Source organism: Methanobrevibacter sp. (assembly GCF_036307625.1).
GTDB lineage: Archaea > Methanobacteriota > Methanobacteria > Methanobacteriales > Methanobacteriaceae > Methanocatella.
Genome location: NZ_JAXJXF010000067.1, coordinates 1 through 16,729, shown reverse-complemented (window position 1 = coordinate 16,729; position 16,729 = coordinate 1). Strand labels below are relative to the sequence as shown.

Genomic DNA, 16,729 nt, shown 5'->3' with positions numbered 1-16,729 from the left:
GCAAAAACATTAATGTGATTTGTGATGAGACTCGTCCTAGAGGACAGGGAGCTAGTTTGAGTGTGTGGGAAATGCAGCAGGAAAATATTCCAGTTAAGCTAATTCCTGATGTTGCTTCAGGATTTTTGATGTCTCAAGGCAAAATTGATAAAGTTGTTATTGGTGCAGATAGAATAGCAAAAGGAGGTGTTGTGAATAAAGTCGGTTCTTTTATGGTGGCACTAGCTGCAAAGCATCATGATATACCATTTTATGTAGCCGCACCATATTCCACTTTTGACAATGAAATCAATATTTATGATACTGTCATTGAAGAAAGGGATGGTGATGAGGTAAGATATTATGGGGGTGCTAGGATTTGTCCAAAGGGAACTGAAGTTATTAATCCTGCATTTGACATTACTCCAAAAGAATTGATTACAGGCATTATTACTGAAAAAGGAATTATTGATCCAATTTAGTCGTGATTTTTTTTGGGTGAGTAATATGGATAATCCCTTTGACATTCAAGAATATGTGGCTGATATCATGGAGGAAATTATAAAAACTCAAAAGAAAGTTTTTTTTACTTAATTTGTAAAAAATACTGGAAAATTCAGTAAAATTGGAAAAACCTATAAAACAAAATGCAATCAATATTTTCTCTTTTTTGATTGCAACCATAATCAGTTCATGTAATCTGCATTGCACTGGAGGTTATTCTCGAGTAAATGAAGCTTGGTGGTTGTTTAGTAATTATTTAATTAATAATTTAACTTAAAATTAATTAATATTGCTTTTTTAACTTCACTTAAATCATTTTCAATAACTATTTAAGCGATAACTATGAAATATTTATATAACATTTGTGGGATTTTCAATTTTACAAAAGTTTGGATACTTTCAATTTGTTAAATAATAATGTGGGAGATTAGTATGGAAATTAAGGAAAATAAAAATGCAAATTATCCTCTTTTAATTAAAGATTTGGTCAAAGAATTGTTAAAAGATGATTTTGTACACTTTAAAATTTTGTGTGCAAATGAAGTTCATCATTTCAACAAAGAAGATGGATCTGTTATAGAATTTGAAGAAACCTATGTAAAGGAAACTTCTGAAAACGGAGACATGTTGTATATCCCTTATCCAGATATATTCAGAGTAAAATTATATAGGGATATGGATCAATATCTTGAAGATGAAAAGAAATTCAATGCATTCAATGATGATGACGATTGGACTGGTAACAGAATCCAATTCTAATTAAATTTTTTTTACACTCTTTTTTTAACTTTTTTTTAAAATTTAAAAATAATCGCTGTTTTTTAAAATAGATAAAAAGTGATTGGAATCAATTTTCACTCTGAATCTTTTTTGGATAATTTTTTACCATATAATATGTTATAAGCCCTATAAAGTAACATAATATGTCCCAATAGTCAAAAACGCTTCCTTTTCGAGTATACAATGAACCAAATTCTCCTAAAACTGATAGAACTATAGTTAATAAAAATAAAATTTTAAAAGAGTTAATCTCCCTATTCAATGTATAATATAATATTACATTAACTGCCGCAAAATATAATGGTATTGCTATTAAATCATTAAAATGGTCATTAAAGAATGAAATTCCCAATGATTTGAAATAAAATTGATTGGCAAGGAATAATATTACGCAGCAAATTAATATAATGAGGTCTTTTCTTATTTTCATTTATTTGCCCTATTACTTAAACTAGGTTATTTTTTTTAGAGTTTTGATTTTTAATTGTTTTTGATTTTCCCGTCAATTGCTACATGCCATTCTCCAGGACTTGTGGATTTGACCTTTCGGGTATTGATTATTTCGACTTTCTTTCCAACATTATTGCAGGCATCCTTTAGCCGTTTTATTCCTTGTTCATATGAATCGGAAAATTCATAGTAGTTGATTATTCCACCATCCTCAATTAACTCAACTGCAATGTCAAGGAAAGTATATGCAAGTCCTGGAAGGTTCATAATAATTCTATCAAATTTCATGTTAAATGTTTTGCTAACTTCACGAATGTCTCCACATTGTGTTTTGATATTTCCTTTAAGTTTATTGAGTTTGATATTTTCATTTAAATATTTGATTGCTTCTTCATTAATATCGACAGCAATTATGTCAACATTTTTATTTCGGGCGATTACAATTGGAAACGGTCCTATTCCACAAAACATGTCTAAAATTTTTTCACCATCTTCAACATTTTCCATAACCCGTTTTCTTTCGGTTGCAAGTCTTGGTGAAAAATAAACTTCCTTGACATCCAATTTCAGCCGTGCACCATGTTCTTTATGGATGGTTACGGAATCATCTACGCCGGATAAAAATTCCAAATCTCTTATTCGGATTGTTCCTTTTATTGCACTTTTTTTCATGTAAATGGCTTTTCTTTTTGTAAATTTAAGTGCAGCATCCCCAATAATCTGTTTTTTGTCCTGTAAATTGTCAGGGATTTCCAGAATCACTATGTCTCCTATTGTATCAAATGATGTTCTCAGGTTCTCAATTTCTTCTTTGCTTAATTCATCTTCAAGCAGTTCTGAAAAATTATGAGCGACTCTTTTCAATGGTTCCAATTCCATATCTACAATTTCATATTCATCAATATCTTCATTAATCGGAATATATCCAAATTCATCGCAGGCTTTGATTCTATATTCCATATTCATCTGACCTTTTTCCATTAATTTTATACGGGTATCATTTAATTGTTTTAATGGAACTTTTACACATTTCATAAGATTTATTATGTTTAAATTCTTATATAATGTATATGTTTTATTTAGTGGGTTTAGGTTTATTTGACCATAAGGATATTTCTCTTAAAGGATTGGAATGCTTGAAAAATGTTGATAAAATTTATGCTGAATTTTTCACATCAAGATTATTTGGTTCAAATTTTGAGGCTATTGAAGAATTGGTGGGTAAGGAAATCGAAATATTGGTTAGAAATGAAGTAGAGGAAGAATCTAAATTTATTGAAGAAGCTAAGGAATCAGATGTTGCTTTAATTACTGGTGGTGACCCATTAATTGCAACAACTCATAGTGATTTTTTAGTTCAATGCTCTAAAAAGGGTATTGAATATGAAGTGATTCATGGATCTTCCATTCTGTCTTCAGCACCTGCAATTTCAGGCCTTCAGGGATATAAGTTCGGAAAAGTAACAACCATTCCGTTTCCGGATTATAATTTTTATCCAAAATCTCCTTATGAGGCTATTGAAGAAAATTTAAAAATGGATTTGCATACTTTGGTGTTATTGGATATTCAGGCTCATAAGGACAGATACATGACTGTTAATCAGGGTTTGGAATATTTGATGAGTATTAAAAATGATTTGGATCGTGAAGGATTAATTACGGAAGATACTTTGGCTATGGGTATTGCACGCGTTGGATCAATCGACGTTGTTGTAAAAGCAGGTAAAATTTCTGATTTGATAGATTATGATTTTGGAGGTCCTCTTCATTGTATTGTAATACCTTCCAAACTTCATATTGTTGAAGCAGAATATCTTGTGGAGATTGCTGGAGCTAATCCTGAAATATTAAATGAAAATTAGTTTTTAAGGGGGAGTGCGGAAGTAGTTATTCTACTTCCTATAATGAAACATATTCTGACATTTTGGAGATTATAAAATGGTTGACTGATGTTCCGATAAGACATGAAAATTACTTCATATCGATTATTAGTTATATTTTTATATTATTTAAATCTTTTTATTTTATTTTTCATTATTTTTATCGAATTATTGCAATATTGTTCATCAATATTTTTCCAATTATCTTTTTTATGATTAAAAAATATTACTTTTATGCAATTCTTTTAGTTTTTTAAATAATTTTTATACACTTTTTTTGCTTTTTGTTTTTTTTTTGGAGGTGGGGAATTGTACTATCAATTTAATGATTTGGCATAACTTTTTTATACCATGATTTCTCAATATTTTAAATCGAGGTGTAATTTATGAGAAAAAATACTATTATGTTTGGTGTTTTAATTGCAATAATTATCATGCTTTTCATAGGTGCATCTGTTGCTTTTCCATTTTTTGAAAAGCAATCAAGTAAGATGGTCATAACAAGTAATGACACTCTTAACAAAGGGGATAATATTACTGTCAATCTTACTGACAATTCCGGAAAGGCGATTTCTAATGCAACTATAAATATTACTATTGTGGGTGGTGAGGATAATCAAACAGCTTCTGTTGTTACTAACAAAAGCGGCATTGCAACTCTTAAAATAGATAAGGATGCTGGAAGTTATGTTGTTAACTGTACATATGCCGGCGATGATGATAATGGTGGAAACACAACTTCTCAAAAATTAACAATCAAAGAAAAGATGGAGGATAATCATATGTCAGATTCTTCAAAATCTGAGGACTCTGGTGCATTTTACAGTGCTCAGGAAGGTAGGATAATCTACACTGGTGAAATTCATGATGCTCCAGATGGTCATCAGTATAAACATTTAGGAAACAATGAATGGGAAAAAATTGATTAAATCAATTATTTCCTTTTTCAGAAATGTTTTTGCGATATTTGCCAAATGTAAAATTTCATATTAAACTTTTTAAACTTGTCATATGGATTTCAATTCATATTAATATTCTTTTTTTTATGCAAAACTGACTTGAAAAACACTTACGCATTTATTAACTAGTGTGCGCAATCTAATTGTATGTCTAAAAACAAGCGTGTTACAATTAGCATCAATAATGACATTGACTTGAATTTTCGTAAAATTGCTTCCAGTAAGATGCTATTTAAAACTGGTTGGTATTCCAAAGCAATAGAAGAGGCGATGTTATTGTGGATAGAAAAAGAAGATAAATAATTAAAATTATTTTTTTCTTTTTTTCTTTTTTTTAATCAATAATAATTAACTATTTAAATTAAACTAATCTATTTATTAATATAGAGTGGTGTCAATAATGGAAAGTGATGAATTTAGAACTGTTCGAGTTTATACTAAAAAGTATAATAGTAAAGATAAAGAGGGCAATACTGTTGAAAAGGAGTCCAAACAGAAACAGGTTAGCCTTAAAAAAGAAGATCCATTCGAAGATGATGAATTGGTGAAAGTTTTAGCTCGTGAAGAATATGAAGACTTAATGGACAATCAGTTTTCTCAAGAAAAAATCGATGAATTCAATCAAACTATTCAGGAAAAAGATGATGAGATTGCAACTTTAAAAGATCAAATTCAGACTCTTAAAGGTTCATTTTTTGATGATGTTGATTCATTAAAAGAACAATTGACTGATAAAGAAGAACTTTTGAAAGCTAAAGATGAAATTCATGAGTTAAACAAGAAAATTACCAAAATTGATGATGAAAGAGTAGCTATTTTTAAAGAACTTGATTATAAAAATAAAATGATTTTAGCTTATAATGTGGAGTTGAATAAATCTATTTTAAATGCTATTAATGTTGTCATTGATGAAGCCCGTGACAATATCAACAGACGCAATGCACTTTTGGTTAAAGATTTGGAGAAATCTATTGAAAAATCCAAACATGATGTAAACGAAAAGAATAAGGCTATAGCATATGATATAAAAAGTACTGTTGAAGATATGAACGAGCAGATTAGAAATACAAGCACCCTTAAAATGATATTAAATAAAAATAAGATTAATTTAAGAGTGCCTACTGATGATTTACTCAAACCTTTTGACTTTGATTTTGATGTTGAACAATTGCTTTCAGGACAAGCATTGGAGCTTGATGCCGCTGAAATTTTAAAAGAAGTAATGCCAAAACTTCCAGAACCTTTCTCAAAATATATTGACACTATTGAGGAATCTCCTGAAACTATTGATGTTTCATCCAAAAAAGAGGAATAATCTATGAGAACATTCAATACTGGAAAAATAACTTTTGAATATCCTAGCGGATGGGAAGTTGAAAAAGCAGACATTTTATCAAATCCTGATTGCATTGCTACATTGTCCAAAGGTCAAGATAATCTGATTAATGCAGTAATGTTTCCAACTGCCACAAATCTTGATGATTATAAAATATTTATGGAAGATGCAATTTCAGATGATGGTGGAGTAATCATTGCTTCTGATTTTGTAAGAATTGCCGATTTGGATTCAATTAAATTACATGCCAATATGGATACTCCTGAAATTAATTTCGACATCCATACTTATGTGTTCATCGAAAATGGAGATATTTATATTTTTGAATTGAGAACATTGGATGTCTCCGGTGAATCTGAAAGGGAATTCAGGAATATCATAGAGTCATTTAAAATTCTAAAATAATTGAGAATATTCAAGCAAATATTCCATTTGGGTTCTGTCAAGAATTTTTAAAGTTGAAATATTTTGTGGGGTAGTTCCCGAACGTTCTTCAACCAGATTTCTTAGGGAATTGTTTTTCATGTGGGCATGGATTTCTTTAATTACAAATTCCATATTTTCAATGTTTTTTTCTTCCAATTCTTTTTGTGTAATGTTTTCATAAATTGGATATGTGTTTAGGTCATATGCTTTTGTTGGTGTTTGCAAAACATTTAAATGGCTGTAATAATTTGCAGAATCTGCTAAAAAGCCATCAATTCCCATATATGTTAAAATGGGCATAAATGAAAGTTCTGTAAATGAAAAAATAAAGTAACTAGTTTTTTTAGCTTCTTTTTTAAGTGAAATGATAATCTCTACTAATTCTCGGGGATTTGTAAGAAGGGCATCTCCATTAGCTATGATGAATCCGTTGTAGCCTATTTCTTCAAGCTGTTTTAAGCAATCTATTCTTAAATCAACATATTTGGAACCTTGAATGACTGCAATGTCTGCTTCATTAACATGTTCTTCAGCTAATTTTAAGGTTTCATTTATGTTGAATTCAGATATTTCTCGATCAATATTGTATGCTGAACCTTCATTTGGTGCAATTTTCATTTCATTTCTGTAAAAAATTTTTGGAGTTATTTTTCCGTCAATTTTTCCTATTCTTCCGGGACCGTCATGAGATTTAATTTCGAATTTTTTTATCATTTACTTCTTTCCTATAGTTTTTAATATATGCTTTATATTTTTAGGTTAATATAAATTTTTTATCAAGTGTAATCATTTTGATTACACAATCAAAAAATTTAGTAACCTTTATATATGTTCTTTTAAAGAATATTAGTATGGATTTGAGGAAAATAGTCCTATGATTATCCGAGGTGTGTTTTCAATGTCTATAGTAAATCGTCTTAAACATCTATTTAAAGGTGAAAATAATAAAGAAGAAAAAGACATCAAGGCCGATGTTTCAAACACATCTAATGATGTCGAAGTTACATCTTCAAAAACTGTAAAGAAATCTATCCCTGTTGATGAAACAGAAGATAGTTCAAAAGATTTAACTTTTAAAAAAGACATCGAACCTTTAGAAGACGACAAAGTAGAGGAAGAAACTGTTGTTGAGGAAGTTTCTGAATCTGAAGATGTTTCATCTGAAGAAATTGTGCAGGAAGCTGAAGCTGAAGAAGCGGATCTTCCAATTGAAGATGAAGCAGAACCTGAGAAGGCCATTGTCGAAGAATCAGCTGAAGAAGTTGAAGAAACTTCTGAAGAAGTAGATGCTGATGAAGTTGAAGAAAATTCAAACAATAAAGATACAAAAGGAGATAATATGACTTTATTAACCGATAAGGAATTATTAAATGATAGTAATCGTGACCCAGATTTCACTGCTGAGTTCATCGATGCTGGAATCGAAACTGTTAAACACTGTTTCCAATGTGGTACCTGTAGTGGAAGTTGCCCATCTGGAAGAAGAACTCCATACAAAGTAAGACAAATTGTCAGAAAATGTTTATTAGGATTAAAAGAAGAAGTTATTGCTGACGATGCTTTATGGATGTGTACTACCTGTTACACTTGTCAAGAAAGATGTCTCAGAAGTGTTAAAATTGTGGAAATTATCAAAAAAGCACGTAACATTGCAGCTCACGCTGGTTACATGGCAAAACCTCACAAAATGACTGGTGTATTCGTAATGAATACTGGTCACGGTGTACCAATCAACGATGCTACAAAAGCTTTAAGAACCAAAATTGGTCTTTCTGAAATTCCACCTACTACTCATGCTTTCCCTGAAGCATTAGCAGAAGTACAAAAAATTTGTAAAATTACTGGATTTGATGAATTAATCGGTTACGATGAAGCAACCGGTGGATTAAAAGAATAAATTGATTAGGAGAGTTATAATATGGAAATTGCATACTTCTTAGGTTGTATTATGAACAACCGTTATCCTGGTGTTGAAAAAGCTACCAGAAAATTATTTGAAGCTTTAGATATTGAATTAAAAGATATGGAAGGAGCATCTTGTTGTCCTGCTCCTGGTGTATTTGGTTCTTTTGATGAAGAAACCTGGGCTACCATTGCAGCTCGTAACTTAACTATTGCTGAAGACATGGGTGCTGACATTATGACCGAATGTAACGGATGTTTCGGTTCATTATTCGAATGTAACCACATGTTAAAAGAAGATGAAGATAAAAAAGCTGAAATTAACGCTAACTTAGCTGAAATCGGTAGAGAATACAAAGGTACTGTAAACGTAAAACACTTTGCTCAAATCTTAAGAGATGACGTAGGATTTGAAAAATTAGCTTCATTAATCGAAAAACCTTTAGACTTAAATGTTGCTGTACACTACGGTTGCCACTTCTTAAAACCTACTGAAACTATCGGTATTGAAGATAACGCAGAAGACCCATCTATCTTAGATGACCTCGTTGAAATTACCGGTGCTAAATCTGTAGACTACAAAGACAAAATGATGTGCTGTGGTGCAGGTGGAGGTTTAAGATCCAGAGACCTTGATGTAACTACTAGTTTCACCAAAGAAAAACTTGATCACATGACTGCAGCTGGTGTTGACGCAATTGTTAACGTATGTCCATTCTGTCACTTACAATTTGACCAAGGACAAGTTGAAGTTAATGAAAAATACGGAACTGACTTCGCTCTTCCAGTATTCCACTTAGCTCAATTATACGGATTAGCTATGGGCTTATCCCCAGAAGAGTTAACATTTGATGCTCAAAGAATTGACGCAACTCCTGCTCTTGCAAAAGCATTAGGTGAAAACGCTAAATAAATTTAAAGGATTCTAATCCTTTTTATTTTTTTTTATTTTAGGCACTGAAAACACAATTCGGATAACTGGTTATCTTCAGATAACCATTTTTTTTATGGATTATTTTTTTTGTTTGATATCATACGAATTATTCGGGATTACTTTTATATAGGATTATTAAGATAAAATAAACTAAAATATACAAGAGGTGTAATTATGTTTTTAGCAACATTAGATGGAATATTTAAATATTCTGATCTTCCAGAAGAATATGAACCTTATGTGCAATTTAAAGCAACTATTGAAAAAAGAGAATTAAAACAAAGTGATGAAATTGCAATTTTAAACATTGCAGGTACTTCAACTCATCATGTATTATTCTTAGATTCTTACGAAAACATTGGCCAAATTGAAAATGAATTGAAAGAAGCTGATGCTAAAATTAATCATACTACTTTAAAAATTATAGGTGGACATTTATGAGCTTACCGTCTGAACAAAATTGGTTAGTTCTTCATCATCTCCTTACGGATTTAAATAAAAAAGGATATGATATTCCTGATGGAGTTAACCCTGAAATGGGATTAATTAGGTCTTCAATTAGTTCCTATAAAAGAGATCCTTCTCATCCAGAATTAATCAATGGTTTAGCGAAAGCCGAAATGTCTTTAAATAATATTCAAGGAACTCTTTTAACAATTGCCGAAGAAGAAGGAGATGAATATGTAGATTATTGGCTTGATTTGCTTAAAAAAGTAATGCATGGTGAAGAAGTATTTGAATTTGCAAAATCAAGATCCAGATTCCTTGTTAACACTCCTCCAGGATTAACTACTGGAAGAATTAATTTAAAAGTTCCATTGGCTGAAGAAAGAGTTCAAGAAATTGCGGAATGGAATGGCCTTATTATAGAATTTGATGATGATGTGACTGTTGAATTACATGGTGATAAACCTGACCTTCAAAACGGATTAAAAGAGATGGGATCTTTCTTTTTAGAAGAATAATGGTGATTATATGACTAAAATTTTGGCAATTAGTGATGTTCATGGTGAAGAAAACGAGAATTTATACTCTTATTTAAATAATAATGATATTGATTTAGTTATAATATTGGGAGATATTACTGATTTCGGACCTTTAGATTTTGTTTCCACTTTTATTAATAATGTGGCTAACTGTGATGTGGATGTTATAGCTATTCCAGGCAATTGTGACCCTACTGGAATTTGTAATGCTATTAATGAAGTTTCTTTTTGTCTTCATAATAATATCATCGCTTATGGTGATGCTATATTGTTTGGATTCGGTGGATCTAATCCTACTCCATTTGATACTCCTGGTGAAATGGATGATGATAAAATTTACGCTGCAGTTTATGACTTATTAGCTAATTATGATTATGTTTATAATTCAGATGTTCCTAAAGTAAAAATATTGGTTACTCATGCACCGCCTTTCAATACTGAAGCTGACAGGGTTGAAAATGGTGAACATGTTGGAAGTTCTGGAATTCAAAAATCAATTCATGAATTTGAACCTCAAATCAATCTTTGCGGACATATTCATGAAGCTAAATCCCTTAGTAAAATTGGAAAAACTACTGATGTGGCAAATCCTGGGATGCTTAGGGATAACGGAGCCGTTTTAATAGATATTAAAGATGGTTCTAATTATGATATAAGTTTAATATCATTAGATGAATAAATTTTTTATTCATTTTTCTTTTTTTATACTTTTTTTCTAAAATCAAATAACAAATTTTATTTAACAATAACTTGAAATATTAAATCAGGTTTTAATCTTATGTGATACTATGATTTGGGTTATTGGAGATGTTGATGGTAAAAAATATAAAGAGCCATTTTCAAAAGGAATTATGTCTCGTTCTCTTAATGTTGCTGATCTCGGTACTGAAAGAGCCCACAAGATAGCCAGCGATATTGAAGATGAATTAATTAAAAATAATATTTCTGAAATTTCTAGTTTGGATTTGGCAGATGTTGTATTAACTCATCTTGAAAAAATTGATTCTGATATTGCTAAAAAATATAAAAACTGGAGATCTCTTAGAACCTCAAAAAAACCTTTAATTATTTTAATTGGTGGGGCATCTGGTGTTGGTACTTCTTCAATGGCTTTTGAATTGGCAAACAGATTAAGATTAAAGAATCTTATCAGTACAGATATGATTCGTGAAGTAATGCGTAAAATTATCTCAAAGGATTTAAGCCCTGTTATTCATAAATCTAGTTTTGATGCATATGAAAGTATAAGGACTCCATCTATTCGCATTGACCAGGTTGTTGAAGGATTTGTTAGTCATGTTGATGTTGTTAATGTTGGAATTGAAGCTATTATCGAAAGGTCTGTAAAAGAGGGTATCAGCACTATTATTGAGGGAGTTCATATAGTTCCAGGTTTTATCAGGGAAGATTTAATGGAAAATAATAATATTATCATTTTTACATTAACAGTTGATGATGAAGAGTCCCATAAACAAAGGTTTTATTCTAGATGTAGACAACCTTGGGTAAAAAGGTCTCTTGAAAGATATATGGATAATTTTTCCACAATTAGAAAAACCCAAAAGTTTTTAGTCGAACAGGCAAAAATTCATGATGCACCTATAATCAATAATGAGGAAATTAATGAAACTATAGATATCATGGTTAATAATATTCTTGAAAGATTTGGAGGAATAAATGATGTTGAACAAGAAAGTTAAGGAGATAATGACAACTGGTGTTATTACTACAACACCCGATATTGATGTTGTTTATGCTTTTGAAAAGTTGATGGAGCATAAAATTAGTTCTCTTCCAGTTGTTGTGGATGATGAATTATTGGGAATAATAACTGCAACTGATGTTGGCCATAATTTGATTCTTGATAAGTATGAATTGGGAACTATTGTAGAAGAGATAATGGTTAAATCAGTCGTTACTATTTCACCGGAAGATACACTTGAAACTGCAATTGACATAATGAAAAATAGTGTTTCTTCTTCAGGAATCTTAAATCAACTTCCTGTTGTTGAAAATGGTAAATTAGTAGGTATTATCTCTGATGGAGATATTATTCAAGAGATATTTTAATTTAATTTAATTTTATTTATTTAATCTATTTTTTACCTTTTTTTATTTATTTACTATAAAAATATTTTTTTCTAGAAATTTTTTTTATTTATTTTCATTGCTCATTTTTTTTTATTTAATTTCTAGTTTTTGGATAACATTTATATAATATTAAGAGTATATATTATTATGGCTAGACTGGAGGGTTAGGGGTCCTCTGTAAGCACACACCCCCTTTGGTGCAGTCGAAGTTCAGAAGGCGGCTTTTTAAGAGAATATAAGCCTGAGAAAAACAACATAGAAACCTCGTCCTGCAGGATTGGTGGTGGTGAGATTTTTACTGGAGGGTAAAAATTAGTCATCTTCAATATGGGAATGGGTCAGGCCCGGAAGGGAGCAGCTCTACTATTAACATTCGATGCTTGTAGAATCCCGGGGTGGAGTTGGGTTTTTTAGATCACTTATATTTTTGAGATTAGTCCACTTCTGAATGTGCCATTAATAAAAATAATTAAGTTTATAAATAAGTTTGAACATATAATTTATTATACTTGTTTTTTAAGTTGTCGGGATGGCCCAGCCTGGTACGGCGTCGGACTGCTAATCCGATGGTCTTATGACCTCCGGGGTTCAAATCCCCGTCCCGGCGTTTTTATCATTTTAATCTATTTCTTGGTCATGGTTATATTCTAATCCTATTGGGCAGGCATGCACCATTACGTATTTTACTTCAGGTATTTCTTTTAGTATATTATTTTCAACTAAATGTGTGATTTTATGTGATTCGTCTAAACTTAGGTTTCCATCAACTTTGATGTGTAAACTTACTGTTGCATAGGAACCTAAGTAATCTACTTTAATGTTATGTGCTTCTTGCGCTCTTGGGGTACTGTTGGCCACGTCTCTAATTTGATTTACAAATTCTTTTGATGGAACTTTCCCCATAATATAATCTAAATTTTCTTTTCCAACTTCATAGGCTGTTTTTAAAATTAAAATTCCAATGACGAATCCGATAATGGGATCCAATATTGGATAGCCCATATTTGAAACTATGACACTTAATAAGACTGCAATTGATGAAAATATATCTGTCTTTTGATGTTTTCCATCTGCAATAATTGCAGGGCTATGAATTTCCTTACCTATTCTAATGATATATTCGCTGACTGATAAGTTGATGATTATGCCAAAAACAGCCATTATCGCAGCTATTGCTTCAGGGGTAGTGATTAATGAAGGATTGAGCAATCTTTCAAAAGCACCCTGCATAATCTCATATGCAACCATTGCCAAAAATAACACGATAATTAATCCGCCAATGGCTTCTGCACGGCCGTGACCAATTGGATGCTCTTCATCAGCTGGTTTTTGCCCAATTTTAAATCCAATATATGCAATAATTGATGTGGTTACATCAGATAATGTGTGTGCTCCTTCAGATACTAATGCATAACTTCCAGAGAATATTCCGATTGATATATTGAATATGGTTAAAAAGCAGTTAGCGACTATTGCCACTGTTGCTGCTTTTTTTCCAGCTTTACTTCTAAAATCATCCATTTACTACACGCTCTTCCAATATGTTCATTGCTTTTTCAATATTTTCATAGGAGTTTGCATATGACATTCTAACATGATTTTCTCCATTTGATCCAAATGCTGCACCTGGAACTGTAATGACTCCTGCTTTAGCAGCTTTTTGCACGAATTCTTTATCTTCAATTTTTGGGAATACATAAAATGCTCCTTCTGCATTTACGGTTTCATATCCCATTTCATTTAATCTTTTCACGATTAAATCTCTTCTATTTTTAAATTCGTTCACCATTTTAGTTACTTCATCTTGAGGTCCAGTTAATGCTTCATATGCTCCTCTTTGAGATACTGTACTGGCACATGCAATATTGTATTGGTGTATTTTTAGTAATTCTTCAGTGTATTCTTCGTTTGCAGTTAAATAACCGATTCTTAATCCTGTCATGGCATATGTTTTGGAAAATCCATTTAATGTGATTACATTATCACTGTATTTTGCAGGGGAGTAATGTTTTTTATCGTAAATGATTTTTTCATAAATTTCATCGGATATGATTAAAAAATCATTGTCCATGGATAAATCTGCAATTGCTTTTATGTCTTCTTTTTCCATTACCGCTCCTGTAGGGTTGGATGGTGAGTTCAACATTATTGCTTTTGTATTTTTTGTGATTTTTTCTGAAACGTCATCTGCTTTAAGTTTAAATTCATTTTCCATTTTACAGTCTACAGGGATGATTTTTCCATCAGCTAATTTAACACATGCTTCATATGATAAAAAACTAGGATTTGGAAGAATTACTTCATCGCCTGATTCAATGAATGCCTGTGCACACATGTATAATGCTTCACTGGCTCCAACGGTAACGATAATGTTATCTGGATTTGTTTCAATTCCATTATCTTTTTTAAATTTATCTGCAATGGCTTCCCTTAATTCAATATATCCTTTGTTGGGAGTATAATGTGTATCATTATCATCAATTGAATTTTTCATAGCTTGTTTAATGTTTTCCGGAACGTTAAAGTCTGGTTCTCCAATGCCTAAATTTATTGCATTGGGATTTGTTATTTCAAACATTTTTCTGATTTGTGATAATTCAATTGGTTTAGTTCTACTTGCTGGATTTATCATAAATTTTACCTCACTTATTATATTATATATTTATTGTAATTTTATTTTTTTCTAGTAATTATTTTTCACATGCACCGCAATTGTAACATGCGCCGGTTTCGCACCATGGTGTCTGCTTTATTTTTTTTAGTCGAGCATATTCTATTTTCAAAAATCTTTTGTTTACACTGACTTCAATATTGTCCCAAGGTAATTCGTCATCAATACTATAATTAGGTAATAATTCTTTCCATTCTTTTAATGTAGGTGTTTTTGTTATTGATCTCTCAATAATTGCACCAACGTCCCTATTTCCACAAGATAGTATATATTGAATCATACTTTTTTTAGGACTTTCGCATTTAATATTATATTTTTTCATTTCTTTTTTTAAGTATCTAGTTTTATTTTTAATATCTTTAAAATCATATTTTTCCCACTGTAATGGGGTATGGGGTTTAGGAATCAATGGATTGACACTGAATTTTACATTTTTGATATTATAATGCATATTTGCTATTTTTTTCATATATTGGGCAAGTTCTTTAATATCTTCTTTTGTCTCACCAGGTATTCCAATTAGGAAATATAACTTTATCTTGAAATCTAATTCAACTGCATTTTTTATTACTGTAAAAATAGTTTCATCCAGTATGTCTTTATTTATTACTTTTCTAAGTTTGCTTGTTGATTCCGGTGCAAGGGTAATTGTTTTAAGACCACTTTTTTTTAAGGTTTTCAATGTTTTTTCACTAATTGATTCAATCCTTAGTGAAGGTGTTGAAATTTGAAAACCTTCTTTTTCAAGACCTGCAATTAAATCATTCAAATTACTGTAGTCCGATACTGCAGCACCAATCAATGTGACTTTATTTAATCCGGTGTTTTGCCGGTTTTTTATTGCAATATCAATTAGCCTTTTATAATCAGTTTCCCTTGTTGGTCTATAAAGATAGTTGGCCATGCAAAATCTGCATCCTCGGGTACAACCTCTTGAAACGTTTAGCATGATTGTATTGTTGAAAACTGTTTGATAATTTTCATCATCACTTTTGCTTATTATCGGTTCGGTAATGTGATATGCATCACTCATATTTTTTACTAAAGTAATTTTTGTTTTGTTGTTGAATTCTGGAATGTAAATTCCAGGTATGTCTAAAAACTTTTTCAAATCTTTAGTTGGCTTTTCATGATATCTGTTTAACAGTTTATCTATTGTAAATTCACCTTCTCCAATGATAAAAAGGTCAATGTAATCTGATAAAGGCAATGGATTAGCAGTTGCGCAAGGGCCTCCGGCAATGATTAGTGGATCATTTTCGCTTCTCTCTTTCCTTTTAAGAGGAACTTCCGCATTTTTCAGCATTTCCAAAACATTGAAATAATCTTCTTCAAATTGTAATGTGAAACTTATGATGTCCAAATATTTCATGGGAGTATTTGATTCAATTGTTTTTATATTTGGAAAGATGATTCTTTCACACCATGTATCCTCCCTTTCATTTATTTGATTGTATAATATATTGTATCCTAATGATGACATTGCTGTTTTATAGATATTAGGATATGCTAATCCCAATCTAATGTCAATGTTTTTATGGTTTTTTTGGAATATATTTTTTTCAAATAACATGGAATCATCTGATTATTTTTCACATATTTTTTTCTTTTTTATTTTAATTATTTGTTTTCAATATAATCAGTCAGGTTTTAATTAATTTTTTTTATTCAAACAATAATTTGCTTATTTTTTTTATAAAATATATTTATTGTCTATTTTTTTCTATAATAACTCGTTAAATTAATATATTATTTTTGATGACATTCTTTTTTAGTTAAACCAAATTCAAGCTATTTAATCTTATTATTATTTATTTTAATAGAATTATTC

General features: G+C 30.7%; 19 protein-coding genes, 1 tRNA gene and 1 other RNA gene. 15 read left to right on the top strand and 6 right to left on the bottom strand.

Annotated elements, in window-relative coordinates; all coding sequences use genetic code 11:
- Positions 1 to 461 (top strand): S-methyl-5-thioribose-1-phosphate isomerase (locus UIB65_RS04420; RefSeq protein WP_330039913.1); only part of this gene is annotated, 461 nt, incomplete at its 5' end.
- A gap of 454 nt (positions 462 to 915) precedes the next feature.
- Entirely contained in the window at positions 916 to 1,242 is a 327-nt protein-coding gene (locus UIB65_RS04415) for a hypothetical protein (protein WP_330039912.1), read from the top strand.
- A gap of 88 nt (positions 1,243 to 1,330) precedes the next feature.
- Here UIB65_RS04415 and UIB65_RS04410 read toward each other — a convergent pair whose 3' ends face one another.
- A complete protein-coding gene (locus UIB65_RS04410) occupies positions 1,331 to 1,693 on the bottom strand; it encodes a hypothetical protein (protein WP_330039911.1) in 363 nt (120 codons plus the stop codon).
- A 50-nt stretch (positions 1,694 to 1,743) separates the two neighbouring features.
- Positions 1,744 to 2,748, bottom strand: a complete 1,005-nt coding sequence (locus UIB65_RS04405) for a class I SAM-dependent methyltransferase family protein (RefSeq protein ID WP_330039910.1) — start codon at positions 2,746 to 2,748, stop codon at positions 1,744 to 1,746.
- A gap of 35 nt (positions 2,749 to 2,783) precedes the next feature.
- Here UIB65_RS04405 and dph5 point away from each other — a divergent pair, with 35 nt between their 5' ends.
- The 4 genes from dph5 (at position 2,784) to UIB65_RS04385 (ending at position 6,293) form a co-directional block, all read left to right on the top strand.
- On the top strand, positions 2,784 to 3,575 hold the full coding sequence (gene dph5, locus UIB65_RS04400; protein ID WP_330039909.1) for a diphthine synthase: 792 nt from the start codon (positions 2,784 to 2,786) through the stop codon (positions 3,573 to 3,575).
- A 404-nt stretch (positions 3,576 to 3,979) separates the two neighbouring features.
- Entirely contained in the window at positions 3,980 to 4,522 is a 543-nt protein-coding gene (locus tag UIB65_RS04395) for a carboxypeptidase-like regulatory domain-containing protein (protein ID WP_330039908.1), read from the top strand.
- Between the two features lie 430 nt (positions 4,523 to 4,952).
- A complete protein-coding gene (locus UIB65_RS04390) occupies positions 4,953 to 5,867 on the top strand; it encodes a hypothetical protein (RefSeq protein ID WP_330039907.1) in 915 nt (304 codons plus the stop codon).
- 3 nt (positions 5,868 to 5,870) lie between these two features.
- The gene (locus UIB65_RS04385; RefSeq protein WP_330039906.1) at positions 5,871 to 6,293 is read left to right on the top strand and encodes a hypothetical protein; all 423 of its coding nucleotides are present in this window, start codon (positions 5,871 to 5,873) and stop codon (positions 6,291 to 6,293) included.
- Here UIB65_RS04385 and UIB65_RS04380 read toward each other — a convergent pair.
- The gene (locus UIB65_RS04380; protein ID WP_330039905.1) at positions 6,285 to 7,028 is read right to left on the bottom strand and encodes an archaeosine tRNA-ribosyltransferase; all 744 of its coding nucleotides are present in this window, start codon (positions 7,026 to 7,028) and stop codon (positions 6,285 to 6,287) included. The genes UIB65_RS04385 and UIB65_RS04380 overlap by 9 nt on opposite strands.
- A 184-nt stretch (positions 7,029 to 7,212) precedes the next feature.
- Here UIB65_RS04380 and hdrC point away from each other — a divergent pair, with 184 nt between their 5' ends.
- The 9 genes from hdrC to UIB65_RS04335 all read left to right on the top strand — a co-directional run bounded on the left by hdrC (position 7,213) and on the right by UIB65_RS04335 (position 12,834).
- Positions 7,213 to 8,211, top strand: coding sequence for a CoB--CoM heterodisulfide reductase subunit C (gene hdrC, locus UIB65_RS04375; protein WP_330039904.1), 999 nt, complete (start codon positions 7,213 to 7,215; stop codon positions 8,209 to 8,211).
- A 21-nt stretch (positions 8,212 to 8,232) separates the two neighbouring features.
- The gene (hdrB, locus tag UIB65_RS04370) at positions 8,233 to 9,129 is read left to right on the top strand and encodes a CoB--CoM heterodisulfide reductase subunit B (RefSeq protein ID WP_330039903.1); all 897 of its coding nucleotides are present in this window, start codon (positions 8,233 to 8,235) and stop codon (positions 9,127 to 9,129) included.
- A 195-nt stretch (positions 9,130 to 9,324) separates the two neighbouring features.
- Positions 9,325 to 9,591 carry a DUF749 domain-containing protein gene (locus UIB65_RS04365; protein ID WP_330039902.1) on the top strand — a complete coding sequence of 89 codons (267 nt, stop codon included), beginning with the start codon at positions 9,325 to 9,327 and terminating at the stop codon, positions 9,589 to 9,591.
- Positions 9,588 to 10,115: a DUF2096 domain-containing protein gene (locus UIB65_RS04360; protein ID WP_330039901.1), complete on the top strand. Its 528-nt coding sequence runs from the start codon at positions 9,588 to 9,590 to the stop codon at positions 10,113 to 10,115. Before UIB65_RS04365 ends, UIB65_RS04360 begins: the two co-directional genes overlap by 4 nt.
- A gap of 10 nt (positions 10,116 to 10,125) precedes the next feature.
- Entirely contained in the window at positions 10,126 to 10,815 is a 690-nt protein-coding gene (locus UIB65_RS04355; RefSeq protein ID WP_330039900.1) for a metallophosphoesterase, read from the top strand.
- Positions 10,816 to 10,924: 109 nt separating this feature from the next.
- The gene (locus UIB65_RS04350; RefSeq protein ID WP_330039899.1) at positions 10,925 to 11,836 is read left to right on the top strand and encodes a 2-phosphoglycerate kinase; all 912 of its coding nucleotides are present in this window, start codon (positions 10,925 to 10,927) and stop codon (positions 11,834 to 11,836) included.
- A complete protein-coding gene (locus UIB65_RS04345) occupies positions 11,814 to 12,206 on the top strand; it encodes a CBS domain-containing protein (RefSeq protein WP_330039898.1) in 393 nt (130 codons plus the stop codon). The genes UIB65_RS04350 and UIB65_RS04345 overlap by 23 nt, the downstream gene beginning before the upstream one ends.
- Before the next feature lie 165 nt (positions 12,207 to 12,371).
- Positions 12,372 to 12,687, top strand: an RNA gene (gene ffs, locus UIB65_RS04340) — signal recognition particle sRNA.
- Positions 12,688 to 12,750: 63 nt separating this feature from the next.
- A tRNA-Ser gene (locus UIB65_RS04335) sits at positions 12,751 to 12,834 on the top strand.
- 11 nt (positions 12,835 to 12,845) lie between these two features.
- Here UIB65_RS04335 and UIB65_RS04330 read toward each other — a convergent pair.
- From UIB65_RS04330 to UIB65_RS04320, 3 genes are read right to left on the bottom strand one after another with little or no spacing between them, the layout of a single operon-like run.
- Positions 12,846 to 13,748: a cation diffusion facilitator family transporter gene (locus tag UIB65_RS04330; RefSeq protein WP_330039897.1), complete on the bottom strand. Its 903-nt coding sequence runs from the start codon at positions 13,746 to 13,748 to the stop codon at positions 12,846 to 12,848.
- Positions 13,741 to 14,859: a pyridoxal phosphate-dependent aminotransferase gene (locus UIB65_RS04325; RefSeq protein WP_330039896.1), complete on the bottom strand. Its 1,119-nt coding sequence runs from the start codon at positions 14,857 to 14,859 to the stop codon at positions 13,741 to 13,743. The genes UIB65_RS04330 and UIB65_RS04325 overlap by 8 nt, the downstream gene beginning before the upstream one ends.
- 58 nt (positions 14,860 to 14,917) lie before the next feature.
- Positions 14,918 to 16,471, bottom strand: a complete 1,554-nt coding sequence (locus UIB65_RS04320) for a radical SAM protein (RefSeq protein WP_330039895.1) — start codon at positions 16,469 to 16,471, stop codon at positions 14,918 to 14,920.
- Positions 16,472 to 16,729: the final 258 nt, after the last annotated feature.